This window comes from Pseudoalteromonas sp. BSi20480 (assembly GCF_000241365.1).
Taxonomy (GTDB): domain Bacteria; phylum Pseudomonadota; class Gammaproteobacteria; order Enterobacterales; family Alteromonadaceae; genus Pseudoalteromonas; species Pseudoalteromonas marina.
On record NZ_BADX01000075.1, the window covers coordinates 23623 to 49140 of the forward strand.

23 protein-coding genes are annotated in these 25518 nt (G+C 39.7%); 12 read left to right on the forward strand and 11 right to left on the reverse strand.

Annotated elements, in window-relative coordinates; all coding sequences use genetic code 11:
• Positions 1-28: 28 nt before the first annotated feature.
• Positions 29-1123: a FecR family protein gene (locus P20480_RS10190; protein ID WP_008129270.1), complete on the reverse strand. Its 1095-nt coding sequence runs from the start codon at positions 1121-1123 to the stop codon at positions 29-31.
• Positions 1116-1688, reverse strand: a complete 573-nt coding sequence (locus tag P20480_RS10185; RefSeq protein ID WP_033025389.1) for an RNA polymerase sigma factor — start codon at positions 1686-1688, stop codon at positions 1116-1118. The genes P20480_RS10190 and P20480_RS10185 overlap by 8 nt, the downstream gene beginning before the upstream one ends.
• Positions 1689-2489: 801 nt before the next feature.
• On the opposite strand from P20480_RS10185, the gene P20480_RS10180 reads away from it, so the two are divergent.
• From P20480_RS10180 to P20480_RS10165, 4 genes are all read left to right on the forward strand, one after another.
• Complete coding sequence (locus P20480_RS10180; RefSeq protein ID WP_033025396.1) at positions 2490-5336, forward strand: TonB-dependent receptor; 2847 nt, start codon at positions 2490-2492, stop codon at positions 5334-5336.
• Between the two features lie 71 nt (positions 5337-5407).
• Positions 5408-6964, forward strand: coding sequence for a tryptophan halogenase family protein (locus P20480_RS10175; RefSeq protein ID WP_008129276.1), 1557 nt, complete (start codon positions 5408-5410; stop codon positions 6962-6964).
• A gap of 38 nt (positions 6965-7002) precedes the next feature.
• Complete coding sequence (locus P20480_RS10170; RefSeq protein WP_008129278.1) at positions 7003-7743, forward strand: SapC family protein; 741 nt, start codon at positions 7003-7005, stop codon at positions 7741-7743.
• Positions 7736-8455 (forward strand): DUF6445 family protein, encoded by a 720-nt coding sequence (locus P20480_RS10165; protein WP_008129280.1) that lies wholly within the window; start codon positions 7736-7738, stop codon positions 8453-8455. Before P20480_RS10170 ends, P20480_RS10165 begins: the two co-directional genes overlap by 8 nt.
• Positions 8456-8462: 7 nt before the next feature.
• Here the strand turns inward: P20480_RS10165 and P20480_RS10160 are convergent, their stop codons facing one another.
• Positions 8463-8957: a phosphatase domain-containing protein gene (locus P20480_RS10160; protein ID WP_008129281.1), complete on the reverse strand. Its 495-nt coding sequence runs from the start codon at positions 8955-8957 to the stop codon at positions 8463-8465.
• Positions 8958-9046: 89 nt separating this feature from the next.
• Here P20480_RS10160 and P20480_RS10155 point away from each other — a divergent pair, with 89 nt between their 5' ends.
• From P20480_RS10155 to P20480_RS10145, 3 genes are all read left to right on the forward strand, one after another.
• Positions 9047-11284: an exonuclease domain-containing protein gene (locus P20480_RS10155; protein ID WP_008129283.1), complete on the forward strand. Its 2238-nt coding sequence runs from the start codon at positions 9047-9049 to the stop codon at positions 11282-11284.
• Between the two features lie 136 nt (positions 11285-11420).
• The gene (locus P20480_RS10150) at positions 11421-12302 is read left to right on the forward strand and encodes a hypothetical protein (RefSeq protein WP_008129285.1); all 882 of its coding nucleotides are present in this window, start codon (positions 11421-11423) and stop codon (positions 12300-12302) included.
• 62 nt (positions 12303-12364) lie between these two features.
• Entirely contained in the window at positions 12365-13318 is a 954-nt protein-coding gene (locus tag P20480_RS10145; protein WP_008129287.1) for a hypothetical protein, read from the forward strand.
• Here P20480_RS10145 and P20480_RS10140 read toward each other — a convergent pair.
• Positions 13302-14648: a S8 family serine peptidase gene (locus P20480_RS10140; protein ID WP_008129288.1), complete on the reverse strand. Its 1347-nt coding sequence runs from the start codon at positions 14646-14648 to the stop codon at positions 13302-13304. The two genes, P20480_RS10145 and P20480_RS10140, sit on opposite strands and share 17 nt — an antisense overlap.
• A gap of 140 nt (positions 14649-14788) precedes the next feature.
• Between P20480_RS10140 and P20480_RS10135 the strand changes: the two genes are divergently transcribed.
• Genes P20480_RS10135 through P20480_RS10125 form a run of 3 tightly spaced genes read left to right on the forward strand, consistent with a single transcriptional unit; the run spans position 14789 to position 16555 of the window.
• Complete coding sequence (locus P20480_RS10135; protein WP_008129292.1) at positions 14789-15280, forward strand: RNA polymerase sigma factor; 492 nt, start codon at positions 14789-14791, stop codon at positions 15278-15280.
• Positions 15277-16017, forward strand: a complete 741-nt coding sequence (locus P20480_RS10130; protein WP_008129295.1) for an anti-sigma factor family protein — start codon at positions 15277-15279, stop codon at positions 16015-16017. The genes P20480_RS10135 and P20480_RS10130 overlap by 4 nt, the downstream gene beginning before the upstream one ends.
• Positions 16018-16042: 25 nt before the next feature.
• A complete protein-coding gene (locus P20480_RS10125) occupies positions 16043-16555 on the forward strand; it encodes a CC0125/CC1285 family lipoprotein (RefSeq protein WP_008129297.1) in 513 nt (170 codons plus the stop codon).
• Positions 16556-16587: 32 nt separating this feature from the next.
• Here P20480_RS10125 and P20480_RS10120 read toward each other — a convergent pair whose 3' ends face one another.
• On the reverse strand, positions 16588-17472 hold the full coding sequence (locus P20480_RS10120) for a DMT family transporter (RefSeq protein ID WP_008129299.1): 885 nt from the start codon (positions 17470-17472) through the stop codon (positions 16588-16590).
• Positions 17473-17575: 103 nt separating this feature from the next.
• On the opposite strand from P20480_RS10120, the gene P20480_RS10115 reads away from it, so the two are divergent.
• Positions 17576-18100: an SEL1-like repeat protein gene (locus P20480_RS10115; RefSeq protein ID WP_008129301.1), complete on the forward strand. Its 525-nt coding sequence runs from the start codon at positions 17576-17578 to the stop codon at positions 18098-18100.
• A 2-nt stretch (positions 18101-18102) separates the two neighbouring features.
• Here the strand turns inward: P20480_RS10115 and P20480_RS19180 are convergent, their stop codons facing one another.
• The 6 genes from P20480_RS19180 to dinG are packed head-to-tail and all read right to left on the reverse strand — an operon-like array spanning position 18103 to position 22943.
• Positions 18103-18255 (reverse strand): YbaM family protein, encoded by a 153-nt coding sequence (locus P20480_RS19180; protein ID WP_008129305.1) that lies wholly within the window; start codon positions 18253-18255, stop codon positions 18103-18105.
• Positions 18239-18520: a late competence development ComFB family protein gene (locus tag P20480_RS10110; protein ID WP_006793580.1), complete on the reverse strand. Its 282-nt coding sequence runs from the start codon at positions 18518-18520 to the stop codon at positions 18239-18241. Before P20480_RS10110 ends, P20480_RS19180 begins: the two co-directional genes overlap by 17 nt.
• A gap of 51 nt (positions 18521-18571) precedes the next feature.
• Entirely contained in the window at positions 18572-19471 is a 900-nt protein-coding gene (locus P20480_RS10105) for a histone deacetylase family protein (protein WP_008129306.1), read from the reverse strand.
• Between the two features lie 10 nt (positions 19472-19481).
• Complete coding sequence (locus P20480_RS10100) at positions 19482-20090, reverse strand: primosomal replication protein (protein ID WP_008129307.1); 609 nt, start codon at positions 20088-20090, stop codon at positions 19482-19484.
• 1 nt (position 20091) lies between these two features.
• Positions 20092-20868, reverse strand: coding sequence for a TSUP family transporter (locus tag P20480_RS10095; protein WP_008129308.1), 777 nt, complete (start codon positions 20866-20868; stop codon positions 20092-20094).
• Positions 20868-22943 carry an ATP-dependent DNA helicase DinG gene (dinG, locus tag P20480_RS10090; protein ID WP_008129309.1) on the reverse strand — a complete coding sequence of 692 codons (2076 nt, stop codon included), beginning with the start codon at positions 22941-22943 and terminating at the stop codon, positions 20868-20870. The genes P20480_RS10095 and dinG overlap by 1 nt, the downstream gene beginning before the upstream one ends.
• Before the next feature lie 60 nt (positions 22944-23003).
• On the opposite strand from dinG, the gene P20480_RS10085 reads away from it, so the two are divergent.
• Positions 23004-25367 (forward strand): DNA polymerase II, encoded by a 2364-nt coding sequence (locus tag P20480_RS10085; protein ID WP_008129310.1) that lies wholly within the window; start codon positions 23004-23006, stop codon positions 25365-25367.
• Positions 25368-25518 lie beyond the last annotated feature (151 nt).

Here is a 25518-nt window from a genome sequence, read left to right on the forward strand (position 1 = left end):
GTCCTGGTTTTTATTATTGTGTACTTTACTAAATTGAGACGTGTGGTGCAGCGTATTTTAGGCGAATTTTATCTGGGCTAACTCTCTCATAATCAATATTAAAATTATTGTTTAATACTTCTAATAGTCCTTTAATATCGCCCGTTTTGAACATGCCAGCTACTTGTACTTGTTTGAGACGGTCATCTTCTGAAAGCTCAAAATCTATGTTTGTATAGCGGCTGATTTCAGCCATTGCTTCAGCAAGTGATTCACCTCTAAATATTAAGCTACCTTTGCGCCACGATAATCTAGCGGCTACATCCATAGGATCAACTTTTTCGACCGCTTTAGCAATTTTACCTTTAAAGCTTAAATCAAGTTTTTCTCCCTTTGACACCGAAGTTGAATTATTTGATAAATACTGTCCTTGTTTATTAGTCCCCAGGGAAAGGTTGGGTAACGATTCGGCTTTTTGCTCTGCAACAAGGACTTTGCCATCTGTCACAATGAGTTCTATTTGCTTTTGACCTACTTCTACATTAAATGCAGTACCAACAGCCTGAATAACTTTATCACCAGCGATAACACTTAAAGGACGCGTTTTATCGTGAGCTACGTCTATATGAATTTCGCCACGCAGTAAATTTATTACGCGAGAGTGTTGGGTATACCTCACTTGAACGAAGCTATTTGTGTTTAAGGTGATTTTGCTTTTATCAGAAAGCAGTATGTCCTTACTTTCACCTACGTCGGTTTGAAAATTAAGTTGTTTAGCAACCACTGCTGACTGATTAACTGGGTAAAAAAATGAAAAGTTAAACGCTTCTTGAAAAAGGCTAAGTACAACAGCTAATAAAATAGAAGCAGCAGTTGCACCCAACCACATAGGGAGACGTTTTTGTTTTATTGGTGTTTGTGGAAATAAATCTGACAAACGACTGAGATCGTCCATTTTATCCCACAGCTTTGCTACCTCAAGTAACACTTCTACATTTTTATAAGATTGTGCTAACCATTGCTTTAGCGCTTGCTCTTCAGATTTAGTCAATCCACGATCAAGTTTAGCCAGCCACTCACTGGCTTCATCAAGGCGCGAATCGTCGCTAGTGTTTCGCTCGTTTATGTGATGAATATTAGTCATTCCTACCTCCTGCATTTAGCTGGGAAGAAGTATTTGGTTGCTCATAAACACTTTTTTTAGATTGACGCATAAATTGCGTACAACGTTTCATGCCTGTTGCTATATGTTTTTCCACGGTACTTTCACTAAGGTTTAATTGAGCAGCAATTTCTCGCTGCGAATAACCATACACTTTTTTTAATACAAACACTTTGCGGCACTGCACAGGTAAAAGCCGTATGGCTTCACAAAAATTAGAAAACTCACTATCGGTTAGTGCTTTTTCATACATTTCGTCTTGCTGATGCTCCGCTAAGAGTTGCTCTAACGCTTCCATGTTGTCGATCCCATCGACTAGGCGTATATTGGCTTGCTTTTGGTAATCGAGCGCTAAATTTCGCGCCGTTTTATAAATAAAAGATTTTGGTGAGCTTATGTTTTCAGTGTTTTTAATCTGACAAATTCGCACATAAGTTTCTTGCACTATATCTTCAATTTCATGTGGCGGCACTATGCGTGCAACTACATTTGAGAGACTTTTGCGCGAGGCCAAATAGACCTTATAAAAAAGTGTGTCTTTCGTCATTTAGTGTGTGTCTCGTGTGTGTGTTTACGGCAATTATTGTTATTGTTTTGCCACTACAAACTAAGACGAATGGTAAGAAAAAATCCGCCATTAAATTTAAAAATAAATCAGCATTTTATTTTTTAAATTTAATGTTCATTAACCGCACGGGGCATAAAGCTTGTAATGTAATGGCGAAGTGTACTACAGTTTTTTTCATTACAAATACCTCACCAGGTACTGATTATTCATTTTAAAAACTTTAACTTTTTAATTAATAAGTAAAAAATGGCAATTTGGACTGTATTTTTAATCGTTTAAAAATACAAGTAAACGCGCTAACAATAAAAATAATCAAGGCAAAAACAAATTAGCATGGCAAGTCAAAAAAATAATTTAATTTAAAAAAATAAAAAATATTTATGGAGGAAAATAAAAAGTCACTCGTCTTTGTTCAGTGTATGGCCAAAAACTATACACAAGGAATATGTGCATTTGCCGCTTTGTTTACCAATTTATGTGCTGGTTTTTAGCTTATTCACCACCGAGTTAAAAGCGAGCCCTGTAAACGACAAAGCAGTGTTTAATATTCCCAGACAAAGGGCCGATTTATCGCTAATAAATTTTGCCGAGCAAGCCGATATTACTTTGCTTTTTCCGCTGGATAAAATTCAGCAGTTACAAACAAATACTATTGCTGGCGAGTATTCAATAATAAACGCATTACAGATTTTACTCGATGGCACAGGGTTGCAACCGCATGTTAGCGAAGATGGGCAAATATCTATTTTAATAGATCCAAGCTTCGAGAGAACTGACAACATGGCTAACTATAAAAAAAATGGCGTGTCGAGTGCTGTACTAGCTGTACTAAGCACAATGGCAACGCTCCCTGCAGTAGCAGAGACAGCAGCACAAGAACCAGAAATAATTGAAGTACGCGGAATTAGAGGCTCGCTTGGCCGAGCTATGGATGCCAAAAGAGAAGCGGGTGGCGTGGTTGACTCCATTTCAGCTGAAGATATTGGTAAATTTCCTGACACAAATTTAGCTGAGTCTTTACAGCGTATTACAGGGGTTTCAATAGACCGTTCAGGCGGTGAAGGGCAGCTCATTACAGTACGTGGTTTTGGCCCTCAGTTTAATACAGTGCTCGTAAATGGACGCCAAATGGCCTCTGAAAATCAAAGCCGTGCCTTTAGTTTTGATACCATTGCATCAGAGCTGGTTAAAAGCTTAGACGTATTTAAAACCTCAACAGCCACAAAGCAGTCAGGTGGTATTGGTTCAACAGTCAATGTAAATACAGCGCGCCCATTTGCTATTAATGGCTTTAAAGTTGCGGGAAGTGTTAAGGGTATTTACGATGAAAATAGTGAAGAAACCACACCTGAGATATCTGGGTTAATCAGCAATACGTTTAATGATGACACACTGGGTGTGTTATTTGCTGTTTCTCGCCAAGAGCGCGAAACACGCTTAAACCAGGCGCAGGTAGATGGCTGGTTAGAAAATGTAGGCGTCCCAAACCCGCAAACTCAAAGCGGGCAAGCATACACCGGTAATATTTTTTCGCCGCGTAACTATGATCATAAAGTAACAACAGAAACACGTACACGTACTAATGCAAATTTAGTTATACAGTATGCACCCTCAGATGATTTAGTCATAACAGCTGATGGGCTTTATTCTGATTTCGATGTAGAAGCAGACACCACGTCATACGGGCATTGGTTTACAGCGCCAAACATAGAAGGCTTTGGCGGGGCTGCAGGACCTACTGTTGATGAAAATGGTACTGTGGTTGATTTATATCAAGAGGTAGGCCTTGCTACTGATATGCACGCTAAAAAGTTTGATCGCTTAACAAGCTCTAGCGCATTAGGTTTAAACTTTGATTGGCATGTAAACGATAATTTAAATATGAAATTTGATTTAAGCCACTCAAAGGCTGAGCGTGAGGCTAATAATGGTGGCGGGGATCAGTTATCGTTGATTGGCTATGCTAATCGAGTTCGATTTGAAGTGGATGGCGGTATTTTACCTTATGCGAGTGAGTTTGCCTCTGCTAACCCTAACATTTATAGCGGCCAGCAAGAGCTGGACGGTGTTGCTTATAACCCTGCAGTTACACCTGATGGCGTATCAAACTATTTAGATACAGCCAATAGCCGAGCACATGTAATGCTACGCCGTGGTTGGGCTGTAGAAGATACCGTGGATCAGTTTCGTTGGGATAGCATTTGGCATAACGATGGTAGCTCAGGCCTAGTTTCGGTCAAGTTTGGTGCTATGTATTCAACTGAAACTAAAAACCTTGATCGTTGGGATAACGAAGGTGTTGGTATTCACTGTACTTTTTGTGGTTACCCAGATGACCCAAGTATGGATGGTTTAGCGCAATTTGTATTTGACGCAGGAGATGACTTTTTATCTGATGTGAGCGGCAGCGGTCGTATGCCAACGTCATGGCTTGCACATGATGGTGAGGCAAACTTTGCGTACCTTGAGCAAATAGCTGCAGCGAATGGTCAACCTATTAGTTTTGATGCAGTTAAACGTAATAAGTCGTTTGAGATAACTGAAGATACGTTCTCGTTTTATACTGAGTTTGATTTTGAAGCTGAGCTTGCAGGCATGCCTTTATACGCAACAGCGGGCTTTAGATACGAAAGCACTGATGTAAACGTAAAGGGGACCGATGAGCCGGTTAGTGCGTTAACCATTCTAGATAAAACAGAAATGCTCGCTAACTTTGGCGCTGTAGAAAATATCTCAGCAAGTTCAGATTACGAAGCGATTTTACCTAACTTTAGTGTAAAGCTTGAAATAAACGATGAGCTAATAGCACGTGCTGCGGTATCACAAACAATTACACGGCCAACGCTCGATAGTATGTCGCCTGTAACAGTTATTGAAACAACTCGTCAAGGCGGCAATTTAACATCAAGCTCTGGTAACCCAGCGCTTGAGCCATTTACCTCTGATAACTTAGATTTATCGTTGGAGTGGTATTACGCTGATGCCAGTTATTTATCTGCGGGTTACTTTAGAAAAAATGTTGCTAACTTCATTATTAATACGACCGAAGACTTAACTTTTGAATTGTCTGGCGGCGGATTGTTAACTGACCCCTCTACAGGTAACGATGTAGACAACCCTGATGCTGCCGACTCGACGGCTGTATTCACTAATACATTGCCCAATAATAGCGAATCGGCGATTGTTGATGGCTGGGAAGTCGCCTTACAACATAGTTTTGATAGTGGCTTTGGATTTATGGTTAATGCAACATTTGTAGACAGCGATGCAGAGTTAGACTCTGCAGATATAACTCAAGTTTTTGCATTAACAGGCTTAAGCGACTCTTATAATGTGGTTGGCTTTTATGAGAATGGACCATTTCAAGCGCGTTTAGCCTATAACTGGCGCGATAGCTTTGTACAGTCACTTACACAGCTAAATGGTGATGGTGTGACAATTGTGGAAGATTACGCACAACTTGATGCTAGCGGCAGCTATGACATTACCGAAAATGTATCGGTATTTTTTGAAGGTATTAACTTAACCGAAGAATACGTGCACAAGCGTGGTCGTTTTTCTAATCAATTATTGTTGGTTGAAGATAGCGGACGACGTTTTGCGTTAGGTATTCGCGGTAGTTTTTAACTTTAATTAATAAAGTGGCTTTTACATTTAGTAATAGCCACTTTTTAACTATGCCTTTATAGGTAACAAGTATGAACCAGCAAAATAAAAAAATAAAAACAGTGGTTGTCGTTGGTGGTGGTATAGCGGGCTGGCTAACAGCCGGACGATTAGCGGCGCACCACAAAAGTAATACCCCGGATGGCCTTAATGTTGTTCTCGTTGAGTCTCCAAATGTACCAATTATAGGTGTTGGGGAAGGTACTTGGCCTACCATGCGCAGTACATTAATAGCACTTGGTATTAGCGAAACTGATTTTATACGCGAGTGTGAAGCAAGCTTTAAGCAAGGAGCAAAATTTGCCAAGTGGGTGGATGGCTCCGAGGATGATTTTTATTATCACCCATTAGTTTTGCCACAGGGCTTTTCAAAAACAGATATGGCTGGCCACTGGTTAAATAACGCCGCTGAGTCAACGTCTTTTTCAAACGCAGTGTGTTACCAAGAAGCTATTTGTGAGCAAGGACTTGCCCCTAAAACTATTCGCACACCAGAATACGCAGCTATAGCCAACTATGCCTACCACTTAGACTCTGCAAAATTTGCCATTTTTTTACAAAAACATTGCACGCAGGAACTTGGTGTTAAACATATTTTGGCTGATGTAACACAGGTTAATAGTGCTAAAAATGGCGATATTGCAAGCGTTACCACAAAGCAACAAGGTGAAATTAGCGGTGATTTATTTGTTGATTGCACCGGCTTTTCTTCATTGTTATTAGGCGAGCATTATGAGGTTCCTTTTAAGCCGTGCGATGACGTGCTATTTATTGATACCGCCTTAGCAGTGCAAGTCCCTTATGATAATGAAGATGAGTGTATTGCATCCCACACAATCTCAACAGCGCAAGAAGCAGGTTGGATATGGGATATAGGATTACAGCACCGCCGTGGTGTAGGTTATGTGTATTCGAGTAAATATAGTAGCGAAGCTCAAGCACGAGAAAATCTCAAAGCGTATGTTGGCGATAAAATAGAGTCGTTAACAATTAGAAAAATCCCTATTAAAAGCGGCCACCGCTCACACTTTTGGCAGAACAACTGTGTTGCGGTTGGGCTTTCAGCTGGTTTTTTAGAGCCGCTTGAAGCCTCTGCATTGGTATTAGTAGAAATGTCAGCGCAAATGATAAGCGAACAACTCCCCCAGACCCGCGATATTATGGATATTACCGCCAAACGCTTTAACGAGACATTTACCTATAGGTGGGAAAAAATAATCGACTTTTTAAAACTGCATTATATTTTATCAAACCGTGACGATAACGCATTTTGGCGTGATAACAGAGACCCAAAAACGATTCCTCAAAGCTTACAAGATCTAATGAAGTTGTGGCAATACCGCGCTCCTGCTGATCACGACTTTACAAGTAATAATGAGGTGTTTCCAGCGGCCAGTTATCAATATGTTTTATACGGCATGGGCTTTAAAAGTGATTACAGCACAACTGCCTATATGCTTAAAGACACTGTTTTCGCTAAAAGTCAGTTTGATAAAAATAAGAGTATGATAAATCAAGCAGTCACTAACTTACCTAGTAACCGAGAGCTGCTTAATAAAATTAAGCACCATGGTTTTAGTGTTATCTAGCTTAAAAAATTACACATAAAAACAATAAAGAGACACGCATGGAAAATTTAGTCGCATTAGAGCAAAGTGCTCATCAGCATATAAAAATAGATACACAAAAAGCACAATCACACGCTAAAAATCTTAATATGATCCCCGTAGTTATGGTGGAGCTTAGCCAAATTGCCGTTCAGCAGCCTATAGTTTTTGCAAAAAACTCAGAAACAGGCGAGTTTACACTCAATGCTTTATTAGGCTTTGAGCAACATGAGAACTTGTTTTATCAGCAATCACAGTGGCAGGGCGTATATTTACCGCTTCAGTTACAGCGTCAGCCATTTTTTGTTGGTGATACGCATTCGCAGCAGACGCAATACCCTGTGTGTATTAATTTAAACAGCCCTGCAGTAGTTGATAACTCTGCGCAAAGCGAAAATAATTTAGAACCAATTTATACCCAAAGCGCAGAAGAAAGTGGCTATTTTAAACAAATAAAGCAGTGTTTAGGGCATTTACTACAAGGCGAAATAGACAATAAAAAGTTAATTGATGCGTTGTTAAAGTATGAACTACTACAGCCATTATCGCTTGAAGTAACGTTTGAAAATAACAAAAAAACAAAGTTAAACGGCCTATACACTATTAATCAAGAAAAGCTCTCACAACTTAATAGTGATCAAATTACGCTTTTACATCAAAGTGCTTTATTACCTGCCATTTATACAGTAATAACCTCACTTGGTCAGATATACCCATTAATAGAGCGTAAAAATGCGGTGCTTAATTTAGCCGATGATTGATTTTACACTTAACAAAAATATGGTGTTACACATACACACTGTTGGGGAAGAGCAAACCCCAATAATTGTTATTGATGATTTTGTTAATAATGTAGATGCGCTAATTAATTTTGCTGTGTTTTCTCAAAACGCCAGAGAAACATTTTGCGCACAAGAAAGTGACTTTTACCCAGGAGTAAGAAAAGCAGCACCGCTTAGTTATATAGAGCAGCTAAAAGCACTGTCGCCAATTATTAATTCACACTTTAATATGGCAGATAAAAGCGAGTTTGATGTAATACTTTCTGCCTTTTCAATTGCATGCACAGAGCCTGATAAACTCAGGCCAATACAGATGCTTCCCCATTTTGACACACCTAATATGAACCAACTTGCTATGGTGCATTTTTTATGTGATGAAACACATGGGGGTACTTCATTTTACAAACATAAAGCCCTGGGGTATGAACGCATAACAAAAGAGCGACTTATGCCATTTAGGCAAGCTATAAAGCAACAAGCCATGGCGCAAAGGCTTCACAAAAACCCACATTATATAAATGGCAGTACAGCTTTGTTTGAGCAAATTTTCAGTGTAGAGGCAAAGTTAAACCGGGTTGTTATATATCCAAGCAACTTATTGCATTCCGGGAATATAAATGCAGCTAACGGTTATGCCTGCGATCCAATTAATGGGCGTTTAACTATTAGTAGCTTTGCTGTTTTACGTTAGTTTTTCATTACCCGCTAAAATTCTCAAAGTACTCTTTTTGCAGCTCTATAGTCAGTGCTTTAGGGCGAATACCTTGTACTAAGCTGTACACTTCATCCTTTGTGTAACCTGCTGAATTTAAAATAAGCGCAGCAACCAACCCTGTGCGGCCAGTGCCGCCTTTGCAATGTATGGCAATGGTTTGTTTTTGCTGTATGGCTTGTAGTATGTCTGTTTTGTGGGTGTTCCAGCTTGATGTAAAAGGCTGTCTGGGTGCTTCGTCGTCATTTATAGGTAAATGAAACCAGGTTATATCGTGCTTTTTGCACTCACTATTAATTGTTTGTACGTTGTTTTTTTCAAGCTCCTTTTGCGGCATAAGCGAAAGTAGCATGTGAGTGCCAGCGGCTTTTAATGTAGCTATTGAATCCGCTAGGTTTTGCGTTTTTGTACCAGGGCAAGGCGTAAAAATAATATTTGCGCCGTTATTGAGTGATAAAACATCGTATGGGTGCGCGCTCATGGTAAGTCCTTTATTTTTAATAAATTTACTTTTATACACTCACTATAGCGTGTTTTAGTTACAAGTTTAAGATTGAATAATAAGCACAAATGCTAGATACTGTTTTTATATACAGTTGTGGCGATGTTATGAAAAAAGAATTACCAGCAAAATACTATTTAGCGCATTTTAGAGAGCTTATTGAGTTTGTAACAAGTAAATGTATGCATTTACTTGAGCCCAAGCACAGCCAATTTATTAGTAAAATTAACCAGCTTGATGAGCAAAGCCAATGCATGTTGGCGCGTGTGTATTCGCGCAAACCTTATTTAGTGCAGGCGCAATCGCTCAATTATGAAGAAATAATCTCGCCGCATCAGGCTATTTGTACGCTAAAAACAGCGGGTATTTTATATGAGCCAAACGCACAGCATTACAAGCAGCTTATAGCGCATTTAACCAAGCCCATGCTGATGGAGTTACTCAGTAATTACAGTGAGCAAGTAAGCTTTAAGAAAAGCGCAGCTAAAGGGGAGTTGGTCACTATTGCGTGTCAGTTTTTTAGTGTTCACGCAGATGATTTAGCCCCTTTATATAGCCAATATGTGATAAATAACCGTGAAGATTATTACGAGTATTTTGAGTTTTTATTTGCAGGGCGCTTAAGTAGTGGCGATGTAAACCATCAAAACCGCTTTGTTATGCGCGATTTAGGGTTAACCGCTACCCGCGAAGGGCACAGCGAGAGCTTATCGCGCTTTAATACACTCGCTGAGGCGCAATCTAATTACGTTTTAAATCGTTACCGTTTAGCGTTTAAAAACATCGGCAAAACAGCCGGTAATACAAAAGATGAAACCTTTGATGACAAAACCCCTTACACCGAGCTTGCGCATTTAGTTTTAGCGCAACCGGCGCATGGCGCACAAGCGCACGACATTAAAAACAAACTGCTGGTTAGGCTGTATAAACAACTTAAAAATACCTATAGCGAACTTGCTTTTAGCCTACTTGAAGGCTGCACCGATTACGCCGAAGCACAAGAAATTCAAATAAGAGAGCAATACCGCCTAGGTAATAAAGCGTGGGTAAAAGCGCAGCTAGAGCAAATTATAGAAAACCCGCTCACCGACGATTTACTGTATTTTGCTGATGACTTTTTAATGCGTAAGTTTAATAAACAAACGCGTTCGCGCTTAAGTACTATGCTGGCCGACACCCAGTGTGTGCTTGAAATTGACGAAATTTACCGAGGCGATGTAGAGCAAGGCGTAAATGAGCATTACAGTGCAAAAGGGTTAACGGTTTTTAATACCGAAAACACCTTATGGCAAAGCTTGTTTGGCTTAGTATTTTGGCACGAGTTATTTATTGAATCGCCTTACCCGCCGTGTAATGAATTTGATATTTACCCGCAAGTTTTACAGCTTGGTAATTTTTATGATGCACAAAGCACGCAAATTAACGCACGTTTAAAAAACTGTAGCACTAATCAGGCGCTGCTTAATTTGGTATGTAAGCATGCCACACAGTATTTTGAGCAGCCCAATGGTTTATTTAGATGGCGCAGCAATTTATTAGAGCCACTAGAAGCACTTGTTTTAAACAGTCCGCTTGAAGCGTTAATTGCGCATTTAACGGCTATGAGTAAACACTATTTACAGCTAAAAGACGGTTACCCCGATTTAATGGTTATTAATAATGGCCAAGTACATTTTGAAGAGGTTAAAGCCCCAGGCGATAAGCTTAGGCGCAACCAACTTACCACTATTGATAATTTAAAAAATGTAGGCTTTACGGTACATATTGCCGCAGTTAAATGGTTTGTAGACCCTAATCGTGTTTACAGCGTGGTTGATATAGAAACCACGGGCAGCTTAAAAGGTGGTAACCGCATTACCGAAATTGGCGTAGTTAAAGTGCAGCACGGTAAAGTGATTGATACCTGGACGACTCTTATTAATCCGCAGCGCCATATCCCAAGCTTTATTACTAAATTGACCGGCATAAGCGATGGCATGGTTTACAACGCGCCTGTATTTGCCGATATAGCACAGCCACTACTAGATAAACTTGCAGGCAGTATTTTTGTAGCCCATAACGTAAACTTTGATTACGGTTTTATAAAAAAAGAATGCGAGGTTGCAGGGCACTTTTTTAAAATGCCAAAAATGTGCACCGTGGTTGAATCGCGCAGAGCGTTTAAAGGCTTAAAGTCGTATTCGCTTGGTAACCTTAGCGCGCATTTTAATTTAAATTTAACCAGCCATCACCGCGCATTGGCCGATGCTACCGCCACTGCCGAGCTGTTATTGCTGATCCAAAACAGTGAAACGCTAACGCAGTAAACGAGTAATTTATATTTAAGGGTATGAAACTTAAGTAATTAAGTAACGTTATTATAATTTATTATTTATTTTTGGAATAAAGTGTTTTTGTAAATCGTCTTCTTTATGTCAATCCGACAAACTAGAGGACAAAACAATGACTAAATTAAATAAAATTGTAAGCGTAATGATGTTAAGCGGTGTGTGTACTTTTACAGGTGCAGTGCATGCCGCTGATATTGAACTATCTCAGTCAACGTCGGCGCAGCAACAATCATCTTCATCTATTACGCTTTCACAAAATGGTTTAACAGCCAGTGGTAGCAACGAGTCAAACGTATCTAACGATACACAAGTAACGGCTGATGACTCGCAAAACACAGATTCAACGGCTAGTGACACGCAAACTCCAGCGCAAGAAAGCAGCGAGGCCGCAGAGCCTGCAAATTCATTAGTTGCATCTGCCAGCTCATCTTTAAATAATGCATTAAATGCATCGGCCTCGTCTTTAAATACCACAAGCATTACCACAATCAATACAGCGCTTGATGCAACAGCGCAGTTAACCTCATCGGCGAGTAATTTAACAACCGCTGTGAGCCAGTCGTCATTACTTTCTGTTACCTCTGAGCAAGGCGCTCAGCCAGACACTACCGACGCAGCAGCCGATGCCTCTTTACTTTCAAATGTGGGCAGCGCTACCGATTCAGTTACACAAGCTGATGCAACTAATGCGCTTAATGCGGGTGAGCTTACAAACCAATTAGCAATTACTAATACGGCTGCAAACTCAGTGAGTTCTGCACTGCAAATGGGTGATGCAATTAATACCAGTAATGAAGTAGTAAGCAATGTTCAGCAATCTTTAATTGCCAGTGTGCAAGACAGTACGGTTAGTAGTTTACAAAGCACAGTACAACAAAGTGTTAGCGGGCAGGTGAGTGCAGCGGTTACTGATCAAGTTAGTAACGATGTAGCACTCAGCACCGCAAGTGAAGTAGTAACCAACATTACTAACGATTTAGACCTAGGCCTTTAATACGCCAAGTGCTTGCACAAATGCCGAATGGGGAAACCTATTCGGCCTGTTGGAGAATAAATATGAAAGCAGTTATAACCGCCACATTGTGTGTTTTTAGTGCCAAAGCGGTGCTTGCACAAACTAACCACATTAAAACAGCTGAGCAAAATAAGCCCTTTAAAAGTAGCTTTGAGCTAAATGCAGATGCAGAAGTTGGAGTATTAAGTAACTCGGCGCTGTCTGTTCAGGAGCTTGACGATATTTCGTCGCAAAGCGACAGCGGCATAAAAACCGCAGCCGGTGTTAATGCAAAATGGCAAGTAACCAAAAGCACTAAATTAACCTCAAGCTATAAGTTTGAACAACAAGACTACGATGAGTTTGATCAATACGATTTAGACCTGCATCAATACGGTTTAGATGGCAGTTATAGCTTTAATAGCCATGAGCTAGGGGTTCGTTACGATGGTGCAAAAGCAAATGTAGATGGCGAACCATTTTTACATTTTAACCAAGCCAGCGCCTACTATGGCCATTTTTTAAACCCGCATACGTATTTGCGTATGAGTGTAAAAACCAAAGCTAAACGTTTTGCTACTGCAAAAGCACGTAATGCCGACGGCGTAGGCGGCGATGTAGCGCTTTATCATTTTATAAATAATGGCCAAACCATGCTAATGGCAGCGCTAAGTGCCGATAAAGAAAACGCCGACGACAACCAATACGACTTTAACGGCTACGGTTTTACTACTAAAGTTACGCACAAATTTACGGCCTTTAATGTAGCGAATAAAGTGGGCGCAGGCTGGCGTTATCAAAATAAAGATTACGATGAGCAAACAACGGATGATTTTTTTGAGCAAATACCGTCGCGAGATGAGCACCGAAATGTCGTTAATGCGTTTTATAACCTAGCTTTATTTGAGCACGTAACATTAATAGCCGAGGCTGAATATGGCGATTATCAATCAAAGCTTAGTAGCAATACCTATACGCAATCGGTTTTATCGGCGTCAGTTAAAGTGCATTTTTAGGTGGGTAAATGGCACCATAACCAAAGGTGGTGTCTTTGCCATGCTCGCCTAAATCGACGGCAAGCGATGTAAGCTCGTTAAGAGCTTTGGTTTTATTATTACCATGCTTTAACAATAAACAACTTAATGCCGCGCTTACATGCGGCGCCGCCATTGACGTACCCGACTCCCTCCCAAATTTTCCACTGCCTTGGCTTGTAACAACATTTACACCAAGAGCTGCAAAGTCTATGTAATCGCCTTTATTTGACCATCTATAAATTTGGTTTTGTGAATCAATAGCATTTACCGCTATCACGCTTTTATACGCACCTGGGTATAACGGCTGCGACGCCGGCCCTTGGTTACCTGCAGCAGCTACAATCAACACGTTTTGTTTTATTGCTGCAGTAATACTTGCTTCTAAAACTGCGTTATTTGGCCCTGTTAGGCTCATATTAATTACGGGTATTTTATTACTTACTAACCAGTTAAGTGCTTCTACTATGGCAAATAATGTAGCCCCTTGTGCATATTCAGATTGCCTATAAAACACCTCGGCACTGTAAAGCTTGGCACTGCCTAAAAGCGGGCTAAGTTTTGCGCCTTTACCTGTAATTAGCCCTGCAATGGCGGTGCCGTGTAAATTTGGCGAGCTTAACCCTTGTGGTAAAAAGCTTTGCGTAGTGATATTTGCGCCTTCAAAAGCACTGTGTTTGGTATTAATGGCGCTGTCGATCATGCCAATTTTTACGCTTTGTGTGCAGTAAGGGGCAATAGAGTTATTTGGTGTTACTTTTGCGGTAGGCTCTCCAGTTTGCGCTTGGTATATGTGGTTTCGGTCAAGTATTGCAGACTCATCTAAGTTAAGCACTTTTAATAACTCACTTTTAGAATTAACACCTTGGGGCACGTTAAAGCGCACTAAGCTCATGTTAAGTGCGTTGTAATTTTTTACCGATACAATAGTAACATTTTGCTGCTGTAGGGTATTAAGTTGTTGGCTATTTGCCATTAATAACCATTGGCGCTCTATTGCTCTAAAGCCGTTTTCTAGCTCTACTTCAACAAATGCGGTGTTTTGACTATTTATATTAATGTTAAGCACATTAGGTAAGCTGCTAATTGGCTCACTTATTTGCGCTTTTAGTTCATCAATCGATATTTGCGGAACAGGCACCGGAAGCGGCAGGCGCTGTGCTCGCTCTATAGTTTGTTCAATACGCTGCTCTATTGGGTTTAGCTGCCCAAGCACCTGATCGACTCTTACTATGTTGGCTGAACTCGTTGCGCTAAATATACAAAGCGAAGCGGCTATTATGTGTTTAACGCGTGTGTTTATAATATTCATAGTGGGTTACTTCTATTAAATTTATCATGCTGGTTAGTTAACGTTTAACACATAAAAATATTTCATTATTTAAATTATTTTGATTATTTGGGAATAAATGCTTTTTTGAATCGTCTTCTTTATAAAAGGGGTAAAAATTAATGAACGAAACTATAAAAATCTTATTGCCCATGCTTAGGCGTTTTGCCTATTCGCTAACGGGTAGTAAAGCAGATGCAGACGATGTAGTGCAAATAACAATTGAAAAACTATTAGTAAAAGGCATTCCGGATGACGTTGAGCCTGCTAAATGGGCATTTAAAATTTGCCGTAATGTGTGGATAGACGAATACCGCTCACGCAAGGTAAGGCAAAATACGGCTCAGGCCGATATTTTACCAGAGCCAATTACAAGCAATGAACACCAAACACTCGAAAACAAACAAATGCTTAAAAATGTAAATACAGCACTTGGGCAATTACCAGAAGAGCAACGCGCCATAGTATCGCTGGTGGCAGTGCAGGGCATGGCTTATAAAGAGGTAGCACATACGCTAGATATACCTATAGGCAGTGTAATGAGTAAATTATCGCGCGCACGCAGTACACTTTATAATTTAATAAAACCCGACTTTAAAAAGGAGCAAGTATGAACATTAACGACGAAACACTTAGCGCCTTTTTAGACTCAGAACTAAGCGAGCACGAAATGGAACAAGTGCGCAAAGCCCTTGAAACCGATGATGAGCTAGTAATGCGACTTGCAGAATTTAGCGAAGTAGACATGTTAGTAAAAGAGCACGCAACAAGTATTGACGACGCACCACTTAGTGACTCATTAGCTAAAACGGTTGCAAAGCTTGATACAGCAACGACAAAAAACACGTTAAACAGTAATGTAGTAACGTTAACGCTTTGGCAAAAGGTTAAGCAATCGGCTAATAAAAGTATAGCAATAGCAGCAAGCGTAGCTGTGGTATTTGGTATTGCAATGACGAGCTATTTACAACCCAGTGAGGCGCAAAACTTAGTAGCCAGCAATACAGCTTCAGCCCTTAATACGCAGCTAAGTAGTGGTGTGTTTGAGCAAAGTGATGGCTCAGTATTTAGCGCACAGCTAAGTTTTAAAAATCAGCAAGGTGAGCTTTGTAGGCAGTATGCACTAAGCTCAAATAATACAACGCAAACAAGCATTGCTTGTAAAACGCAAAGCGGTTGGCAAATTAAAGCGCAAACAGCTACGCAGCAAAGTAACAATGGCGCGCAATATCAAACGGCGTCTAATAACAGTGACTTAGATGCTGTTATAGATAGCATGATCAGCGGCGCACCACTCGATAGAGCACAAGAGCAGCAAGCAATTAGCGCAAAGTGGCAGTTAAACAAATAATAATGTGTATAAAACGAGGTGAACTATGAAAACATCTATTTTAATTATCAGTATTTTACTTATGGCGGGCTGTGCATCTAAACCTGATTATCGCGCCGCAAATAATGGATCGCAAGGTTATAGCGAGCAAAAAATTAGCGACGATCAATACCGAGTAGAGTTTAAAAGTGTGTCAAACAACGTAGCCGATGCCGGTGACTATGCATTATTACGCGCGGCTGAGCTTACACAAGCACAAGGCTACGACTGGTTTGTTGTAACCAACAAAGAAACCTTTGTTGAGTTTAAATCGCAAGCTCCCGCGTCATCTATTAGTGCATCACAAAGCCAGCAATATGAGCGAAGCTGCGGTTTATTAACCTGCGAAACACGCGTACGTCCGACAAGCAGCGTAGGCGTACAAGTGAGCAACAATGATAAACGCAAAGAAGTGCACACCTTAATTGATATTAAAATGGGCAAAGGTATAAAGCCAAGCGACAACAGTTTTAGCGCCCAAGACTTAATTGAAAACTTAAGCAAAAAAGCACAAAAGTAAGCTTTTTTGGTAAAAGTGCTTGATATAAGCACTTAGCTTGTTTTAGCTAAGTGCTTTTTTCGTGGTAAAAATCCAGTAACCAGCATAGTGCCCACAATAACAAATAAAGCGCCTAGTAACGTGTTTGGCCCAATTTGTTCGTCTAAAATTAAATGTCCCCAAAAAATGCCAAATAGCGGAATTAAAAACGTGACCGTTAAAGCTGAGGTTGGGCCTATATCTTCAATAAGTTTAAAAAATAAAATATAAGCAAGCGCTGTACACACTACGCCAAGGGCTAAAACGCCAAGCATAACGTTGGTGGTTGGTACTTCACGCATTGGCATAAAAAGTATAAGGGGCAGTACCATAAAACTTGCTGCCCACATTGAGCCGTGTGCGTTATCAAACGGTGCAAGCTTTGGCGCATTTTTTGTGTAATGGGATGCAATGGCATAACAAAATGAAGCGCTTAGCGCTGCTACAATAGCAATAAGTGACTGAGTATTTAGTATAAGATGGTTTTGCCCAACTAAAATTGCCACACCTACTAAACCCAACAGCAAGCCTAAAACCATACTCTTAGTTGGCTTGGTTTTACTCCAGATAATACCCACAACTGCGCCCCAAATAGGCGTTGTAGAATTTAAAATAGATAACGTAGATGCGCTGATAGTTTGCGCGGCATAAGCAAAAAGTAAAAAAGGCAGGGCGGAGTTAAGAGCGCCAATTATAAAAAAGTGCTTTTTGTGTTTAGTAAACGCCAAGCGACGTTTTAAATACAGCGCAACTATAAATAGTGTGAGTGCCGCAAAGCCTACTCTAAATTCTATTAAGACTGCGGGCCCTAAACTAGTGGCGGCCATGCGCATAAATAAAAATGACGCGCCCCAAATTGCAGCTAGGAAAAATAATCGAAGTAAACTTGCTAAGCCCATGATAATATTTTAATTATACGAATAGAGTTATAGAATAACAGGCTTTACGAAGAGTGTAAGCCAGATTCGGTACTCGCATATTAAAAATAATAAAGGACTAGTTATGGTTAGGTATTTACTGGCTACAGCAATTTTGGCTGTGAGTTTATTAAGTGGGTGTGGGTCGACCCCAGTTAATTTATACAGCGATAATACAATGAAGAAAAAAGAATACAACGGTATTAAAGCCTATAAAAACGGGCTGTACGAACAAGCTTTTAATGATTTAAAAGAGCCTGCAGCACTTGGGTATAAAAGCGCACAATACACCCTAGCGTTTATGTTTTTAAAAGGTCAATATTTAGATCAATCAACCAAACTTGGCATGGGGTGGTTAGGTGTAGCTGCAGAAGCTGGCGTTGAAAATTGGTCACATCAATATGATACTTTCTATGCCGCTGCAACATTAGAAGAGAAGCAGCAAATAGATGCAATTGTTGCGCTCTACATTAAGCAGTTTGGTATTAAAGCTCAAAACATGACTTGCCGAAGGTCAACATCAGCTAGAAGAACATTTGGCGAAATTAAAATTGATTGCACTAAACGTGACGGAGCGGTCACTGTGTATGAAGTAGACACAGTTGAATAAAGCTAGTTGTTAACTAGCTTCTTTTCAAAGTCACTTTTCACTATATCGAGCGCTTTTAAGACTTCTTCAGGCTCTACGTTGTGTTGCTCCAGTATCATAATTAAATCAACAGCGAGTTTAATATGCGTTGGCGCTTCCTCAAGAGGGTTGGTCATTTAAATTTTTCTTTTTAGATATTTGACTAATAGCCACATCAATAGCGGTTTGAACACGTTCTTCCATGTGTATGCGTTCAGCTTGTGGTAAATAAAACGCCATATCTACGTCGTAACGAATGTAACGAGGTGGCAGTTGGTTTAACACGGTACAGCAAAAGTCGGCCATAACGTCGTCGTCATATTTTTCGTCTAGTTTTCGTTTTATGATTTCTTCAACAACAATTTTTTCGTAATAGTTATGTATATCGTCGTGTAATCGCATGTTCCTACCGCTTTGTTATGTTCCATTTGAGTAAGTCTATACTAAGGATTGTTATAAATCGATAGCCGCTTTAAATAGTTGTTTATGCACATTGATTAAGCTGTCTAAATTACGTTGGTAACCGCCGCCTAAACCACACATAAGGGGAATGTTATGTTGCTTACAAAAATCAAGAACAAAAAGATCTCGTTCATAAACACCTGTAATAGATACATTTAATAAACCTAGCTCATCTTTTGTGTAAATGTCTGCGCCCGCGTTGTACAGAATAATATCTGGCTGATGGATACTTACACACAGCGCAAGTGCGTGTTGTAATGTGTCGATATACTCATCGTCGCCAGATTTAGCAGGTAAAGAAAAGTCGTAATCAGATTGCTGCTTTAAACGCGGAAAGTTTTGCTCGCAATGAATTGAGCAAGTAATGATATTTTTATGGCTTTGCTGATTAATAATCTGCGCTGTGCCGTCGCCTTGGTGCACGTCGCAATCAAAAATCAGCACAGTTTTAGCTTTATGAGTATTTAATAAGTGTGTGGCCGCTATGGCTAAATCGTTAAATATACAAAAACCACTGCCGTAATCGCTATAGGCATGGTGATAACCACCGCTTAAATTGCAGGTTAGTCCGCTTTTTAAAGCCTCTTCTGCTGCTTGAATACTCCCACCGACAGACAGCAATGTTCGTTCAACTAATTGAGCCGAATAAGGAAAGCCCATCTTTTTTATCGCTTTATCAGATAAGTTCCCAGTTAAAAAATTATTAATATATTGCTCGCTATGACATAAGGCTAATTGCGAGGGGCGTGCCTTGGCGGGCTGCTTGAATGCGGTTGGTAAAAAGCCTAAATGTTCTATTTCGGTTTTAAGCCGTTGATATTTTTGAATTGGAAAGCGGTGCTTTTCGGGCAAAGGCAAATTTGAATAAAGAGGGTGGTAGTATAGCTGCATGGACAAAGCCCTAACGGAGTTGCTGTTTTTCTACTTGTTGTATTTTGTCTTCAGTGGCTGAAATGGCTTTTCTGCATCGACCTAAACGTGCGTGAGTACTTAATATTTCAAGGTTAAGCTTTTGAGCTTTTGCTGGGGATGCATTTTCCATTTGCATTTTACGCTCTTCTATCATCAGCATTAAGCGGCGTTCAAACTCATGGTTTTGTTTTAACTCGTCGTAAAGTTCATGAGAAGACTGCATCACTTTTTTTACAGCTTGCTTATAAACAGCTTGTTTTGGGCGAGGTTTATACCGACTTTTATTTTCTTTTTCCCAAATTGGTGTTGATTTAATGACATTAAATACGGCCTGGACTTGCGATGCAATTCGCTCTAACGCATAGGTATAAGCATGGCGGTGATCGCTCGGTGGTAAGCTTGCTACTTCTTCTTCTATTTCGTTTACGTAATCAACAAGGTTCATGCTTTTAGTTTGAAATACAGCGCGGTCAAATAGGCTAGGCTGTGCTTGCATATAACGGTTTTTAGCAAACAATTTAGCTCTGTCAAATTGCTCAGCTTGTTGCTTAAGCGAAGTAACTTGCTGTTGTAGTTTTTCTAATGCATTCACTTGCATGCTAAAAGTAAGCCTCGTAAATGAGTTTTAATGCTAAAAGTATAACCATGGTATTAAAAACAGGGCGTATAAATTTACTGCCGAACCTAATTGCTGAGTGCGCACCAAACCAGGCTCCTAACATAATAAAAAAGCCCATTGTTATACCAAGCAAAAAGTTTACATGCCCTAAAGCTACAAAGGTTATAAGAGAAATAAAGTTAGACACAAAATTCATAGAGCGGGCTAAACCGCAATTAAGAAGCAGGTTCATTTTATAAAGCATGCCGTTAGACGCGGTCCAAAATGTGCCGGTGCCTGGGCCTGCTAATCCATCAAAAAAACCGAGTGCTAAGCCTTGGACCCACTGCTTTACTTTCATTGCATTGTTGAGTTTTGGTAACTCATCACCTTGTGTGGTGCTCAAATTTCCAAATAAGCTATAGCAGGCAACAATAATAATAATAATTGGTAGCAGCTTATTTAAAAAGTCGATGCTTAAATAATCAACAATAACCGTACCAAGTAGCGCGCCTATTGCGGTTGCAATAATTGATGCCAACCAAAATTTGGGGCTAAAAAGGTTTTTTTTGTAATAGGTAAAACTTGCTGTTAACGAACCAAAGCTCGCAGCGAGTTTATTAGTACCTAATGTTAGGTGCGGTGGTAAACCGGCCGTAAGTAATGCGGGCACGGTTAACATGCCACCGCCACCGGCTATTGCATCTATAAAGCCTGCTGCCAATGCAACAGCACATAAAATTGCCCAAGTTGTCGGGTCGAGTGCGAGTTCAAACATTAATAGTCTATTTGTCTTTTAAATGGTGGTAGGGTGTCGAGCATGGCTTTACCGTAGCGTTTGGTTACTAAACGCCTATCAAGAATAGTAATACAGCCTTCGTCACTCTCTTTTCGCAGCAGTCTACCACAGCTTTGTACCAATTTCTTAGCAGCATCAGGGACTGTAATTGTTAAAAACGGATTACCGCCTTTGCTTTGCACAAATTCTGCTTGCGCTTCCTCTATTGGAGAGGTAGGCACAGCAAAAGGGATTTTTGTGATAATGAGGTTCTCTAAATATTTACCAGGTAAATCAAGACCTTCTGAAAGGCTTTGCGTACCAAATAAAATACTACCTTTACCGCTATCAATATTTTGGCTGTGTTTTTTAAGCAGTGCTTCTCTCGACATCTCACCTTGTACTAATAAGTTAAAACCTTTTGTTCTAAGAAACTTTGCTACATGGTCCATTTGCCAGTACGAGGCAAACAAGACTAAGTTTGCCTTTTTAGTGCTCAAATACTCTGGCAAGGTGGTTGCTAAGTGATCGCTAAAGTCTTTATCGGTAGGTTCAACTTTAGACACAGGAATGCGTAATGTTGCCTGTTTTGGGTAATCAAAGGGCGAGGGAACCTTTATAAATTTAACGCCTTCCTCTTTTGCTAAACCACTTTCATAAGCAAAATGGTCAAACGAACCAAGTGCACTTAATGTAGCAGAACATAAAACAGCGCCGGCGCACTCGTTCCAAAGTTTGTCTTTTAGGTAGTAGCCTACTTCAATGGGGCAGTCGCTTAAAAGGTGGTCATGATGACTTTTATATTCAAGGCGTTTTATCCAACGTGCGTGGGGTATGCCTTCTCCTTTGTTGGCATAACTAAACCATAATTTATTTAGTTGTTCTAAACGATTAATGTAGTGACCGCTTTCAGCAAGAATAGGATCGGCAATATAAGGTTTTATGTCGCCGTCGCTCACATCTTGTGTAAGGGTGTCGTGCATTTTATTTAAACAACGCAGTGCATCTTGTGTGGCTTCGCTTATATCTTTTGCTTTGCTGTGTAGCGATTTGGGTATTTCACCATGTTCGAAACGGTATGTGTCGTCTTTTGAATATTCAAAGTCAGCATTATCAAGAATATCTCTCACTACTTTTAGGTCTTTATTTGCATCGTTTATACTATCGCAAAGCTTAAAATTTTGACCTATGGCTCTTTGTCCTACTAGCACTTTTGCCATTTTTCCACTGAATTTAGTGAGCTTATCGAGCCATTCTATTGTGCCTTTAATGGTTGCTGCAGCAGACGAAAAATCGCGTGTTATATGTGCTAAATGGTGTGCTTCATCAATTACATAAATAGTGTTGTCTGGCTCGGGTAAAATTTTACCACCGCCTAAGTCTAAATCAGCCAGTAGCAAAGAGTGATTAATAACCAGCACATCCATTTGCATGAGTTGTTGGCGAGCTAATTGAAATGGGCAAGTCAAATGCGCTTTCATTTGGCGCTGACAAGCATGCTTGTCACAAGCAATTAAATTCCAAACTCTGTCGGGAATTGTATCTGCCCAGCTATCTCTATCGCCTTGCCATTTTTTATTTACGTAAGCATCGTATAGCCCTTGCAAGCACTTGCTTTCCATATCACTTAGTGGAGAGGTAAGCGTTGGCATAAAGTCCATTTGGGTTTGGCTATCACCATTAACAGCATTATGAAGTTTATGGGCGCAAATATAGCGGTGGCGCCCTTTAACTAAATCAAACTTAAAGTCGAGCCCAGAATGTGTTTTAAAAAAAGGCAGTTCTTTTGCAATTAATTGCTCTTGCAATGCCACTGTAGCCGTAGAAATTACTAGCTTCTTTTTTTGTGCCAATGCTAAAGGCAAGGCTCCCAAACAATAAGCAAGTGATTTACCGGTACCTGTTCCAGCTTCTATGACGCAAATTCGTTGTTTTTTGTGATACTCACCAGCCAATGTTTTTGCAATTTCTGCAACAAGGTAATTTTGACTGCTGCGCGGCCTATAATCATTCAGGTTTTTAGCCACATGCTGATGCACTTGCCTAATAGTTTTTTTTAGAGAGTCAGAAAGCATGGAATGATTTGCCTAAAGTATGTATATAATTACAGTGTGTATATTAAGTGGGATCGTGCATTGACACAAGCAATCTATCAGGGCTTTATTTTATCAAGGCAACAATATTCGTCTAAACATAGTGAGGGGATCACACTATGCTATTGGCTTGCATCCGATCACGGCCCAATTAAAGTTGTTATTGAAAATCAGCAAGCTGTGTTTTTTATCTCACAAGATCAACAGCAACATGCCCAGCAGTTATTAGGTAAAGCACGTATAAGTGTTAATTTTAAAACAATTGAAATGAGTCACTTTAGCGGCAAAGCCTGTGTTGCCTGCTATTTTAATAATACCAGCAGTCTTTATAAGGCACGAACATTATTTGAAAACACCATAACTGTTTACGAGGGTGATATTCGCCATAGCGATCGCTTTTTAATGGAGCGCTTTATTAGAGGTGGTGTTTGGGTTACTGGAGATGTTAGTCAAAAAAATGGCTTTTTACTTATACAAAACGCAAAGTTGAAAGCAAATACAGATTACACGCCCAAGCTTAAGTCGCTGTCATTAGATATTGAATGTGATGGGGAAGGCGTGCTGTTTTCAATTGGTCTTGTTGGTAATGGACTTGACTGCGTTTTAATGATTGGTGAACCACACAATCATAGTGAACAAATCAACATTGACTGGTGTTTGGATGAGCTTGAGTTACTTACAAAATTACATACTTATTTAAGTAGTAATGATCCCGATATTATTATTGGGTGGAATGTAATAGAGTTTGATTTTACAGTACTTAATGCCCGTGCTGAAGCGCTTGGAACTTCCCTTAAATTGGGCAGAGATAGCCAACCAATTAATATCAATACGGGGCACTATACACGCCTTACGTTGCCAGGGAGATGTGTTGTTGATGGAATTGACACTTTAAAAAATGCGACTTACCACTTTGATAATTACTCTTTAGGGAACATTGCCGAAAAAGTATTAGGTGAAGCCAAACTAATTCAATCAGACAACCGGTTAGGCGAAATTATTCGCCAATTTAATGAGGATAAACTGACTCTAGCGGCTTACAACCGCCAAGACTGTATTTTAGTTAATCGTATTTTTACTAAATTAAACTTATATGAATTTGCTATTGTTCGCACACAGCTAACAGGCCTTGAGCTTGAACGAATGGGCGGCTCTGTAGCTGCTTTTACTAATTTGTATTTACCCTTGCTGCACCGCAGTGGTTATGTAGCCCCTAATTTAGGCGACCATGGTTTGTCTTTTGACAGCCCTGGTGGCTACGTGATGGACTCATTGCCTGGGCTTTATAAAAATATTTTGGTTTTAGATTTTAAAAGTTTATACCCCTCTATTATGCGCACTTTTTGTATTGACCCTCTAGGATTAATAAAAGGGTTAAATGCCCCTAATGATGCAATACAAGGCTTTAATAATGCAGTGTTTTCTCGTAGTGAGCATCATTTACCAAAGCTAATTGAATACCTAACTAAAACCCGCCAAAACGCCAAAGACACCAACCAACCAATGTTATCGCAAGCAATTAAAATTATTATGAACAGCTTATATGGTGTACTTGGTTCCAAGGGGTGTCGGTTTTATGATCCTCGTTTATCAAGTTCTATTACACTGCGCGGCCATGAAATTATGCAAACGACGCGTAAATGGATGGAGGAGCTTGGGTACAGTGTTATTTATGGTGATACAGACTCAATTTTTGTAAAAGTGGATGAGAGCTTAACTGCCCAATGCTGCAATAAAATTGGTAATGAATTGATGACTCATATTAATCATCAGTGGGAGCGGCATATAGCGAAGCATTTTAATTTAAAAAGCTATTTAGAAATTGAATTTGAAACCCATTACAGTCCCTTTTTTATGCCTACAATTCGCGATAAAAAAACGGGCTCTAAAAAACGTTACGTTGGTAAAATAGTAAAAGGTGATGAATCTAAAATCGTCTTTAAAGGTATGGAAACCGTGAGAAGTGATTGGACTGAATTTGCCCAAGAGTTTCAAAAAGAGCTATTTGAGGCTTTGTTTGATTCACAGTTTGAAATTGCCCAACTTGACGAAATAGTAAAAGATTATACTAAGCGACTTTTTGCCGGTGAGTTTGATCAAAAACTTGTTTACAAAAAACGCCTTGGTAGAAATTTAAACGATTACGAAAAAAATATTCCACCACATGTACAAGCGGTAAAAAAACACAAGGCAGAACATCCTGACTTTGAAGTAAGGCGCGGGCAAATTATAGAGTATGTTTATGCGATGTCAGGGGCTGAAATTTTTAATGGAAAAAATGTACTTAATTATCAGCTATATTTGCAGCGCCAATTAACGCCAATTTCTAATTCAATTATTGACTCCATAATATCAAGTTCAGAAGAAAAACCTATCAATGGACAGCTTTCACTTATCAACTTTTAGGTTAATAAGTGGCCAGTTATCACGTAAAAGTTAAAATTAATAAACATTTAAATCGAAATTTTTGCATTTCATATTGAATAATTAATAAAAACGAAATATTTAACTTTTATTTTTTTTAATAAAAACAAGTTTTTAGTGGTGTATTTATCCC

Bases quoted from the DNA above. Each gene is read 5' to 3' on its own strand.
- dinG (WP_008129309.1), bottom strand. From the start codon at position 22,943: ATGCTTTCTGACTCTCTAAAAAAAACTATTAGGCAAGTGCATCAGCAT.
- P20480_RS10110 (WP_006793580.1), bottom strand. From the start codon at position 18,520: ATGCGATTACACGACGATATACATAACTATTACGAAAAAATTGTTGTT.
- P20480_RS10130 (WP_008129295.1), top strand. From the start codon at position 15,277: ATGAACATTAACGACGAAACACTTAGCGCCTTTTTAGACTCAGAACTA.
- P20480_RS10105 (WP_008129306.1), bottom strand. From the start codon at position 19,471: ATGCAGCTATACTACCACCCTCTTTATTCAAATTTGCCTTTGCCCGAA.
- P20480_RS10175 (WP_008129276.1), top strand. From the start codon at position 5,408: ATGAACCAGCAAAATAAAAAAATAAAAACAGTGGTTGTCGTTGGTGGT.
- P20480_RS10160 (WP_008129281.1), bottom strand. From the start codon at position 8,957: ATGAGCGCGCACCCATACGATGTTTTATCACTCAATAACGGCGCAAAT.
- P20480_RS10095 (WP_008129308.1), bottom strand. From the start codon at position 20,868: ATGTTTGAACTCGCACTCGACCCGACAACTTGGGCAATTTTATGTGCT.
- P20480_RS10100 (WP_008129307.1), bottom strand. From the start codon at position 20,090: ATGCAAGTGAATGCATTAGAAAAACTACAACAGCAAGTTACTTCGCTT.
- P20480_RS10185 (WP_033025389.1), bottom strand. From the start codon at position 1,688: ATGACGAAAGACACACTTTTTTATAAGGTCTATTTGGCCTCGCGCAAA.
- P20480_RS10115 (WP_008129301.1), top strand. From the start codon at position 17,576: ATGGTTAGGTATTTACTGGCTACAGCAATTTTGGCTGTGAGTTTATTA.
- P20480_RS10120 (WP_008129299.1), bottom strand. From the start codon at position 17,472: ATGGGCTTAGCAAGTTTACTTCGATTATTTTTCCTAGCTGCAATTTGG.
- P20480_RS19180 (WP_008129305.1), bottom strand. From the start codon at position 18,255: ATGACCAACCCTCTTGAGGAAGCGCCAACGCATATTAAACTCGCTGTT.
- P20480_RS10145 (WP_008129287.1), top strand. From the start codon at position 12,365: ATGAAAGCAGTTATAACCGCCACATTGTGTGTTTTTAGTGCCAAAGCG.
- P20480_RS10150 (WP_008129285.1), top strand. From the start codon at position 11,421: ATGACTAAATTAAATAAAATTGTAAGCGTAATGATGTTAAGCGGTGTG.
- P20480_RS10180 (WP_033025396.1), top strand. From the start codon at position 2,490: ATGGCTAACTATAAAAAAAATGGCGTGTCGAGTGCTGTACTAGCTGTA.
- P20480_RS10190 (WP_008129270.1), bottom strand. From the start codon at position 1,123: ATGACTAATATTCATCACATAAACGAGCGAAACACTAGCGACGATTCG.
- P20480_RS10140 (WP_008129288.1), bottom strand. From the start codon at position 14,648: ATGAATATTATAAACACACGCGTTAAACACATAATAGCCGCTTCGCTT.
- P20480_RS10125 (WP_008129297.1), top strand. From the start codon at position 16,043: ATGAAAACATCTATTTTAATTATCAGTATTTTACTTATGGCGGGCTGT.
- P20480_RS10135 (WP_008129292.1), top strand. From the start codon at position 14,789: ATGAACGAAACTATAAAAATCTTATTGCCCATGCTTAGGCGTTTTGCC.
- P20480_RS10170 (WP_008129278.1), top strand. From the start codon at position 7,003: ATGGAAAATTTAGTCGCATTAGAGCAAAGTGCTCATCAGCATATAAAA.
- P20480_RS10155 (WP_008129283.1), top strand. From the start codon at position 9,047: ATGCTAGATACTGTTTTTATATACAGTTGTGGCGATGTTATGAAAAAA.
- P20480_RS10165 (WP_008129280.1), top strand. From the start codon at position 7,736: ATGATTGATTTTACACTTAACAAAAATATGGTGTTACACATACACACT.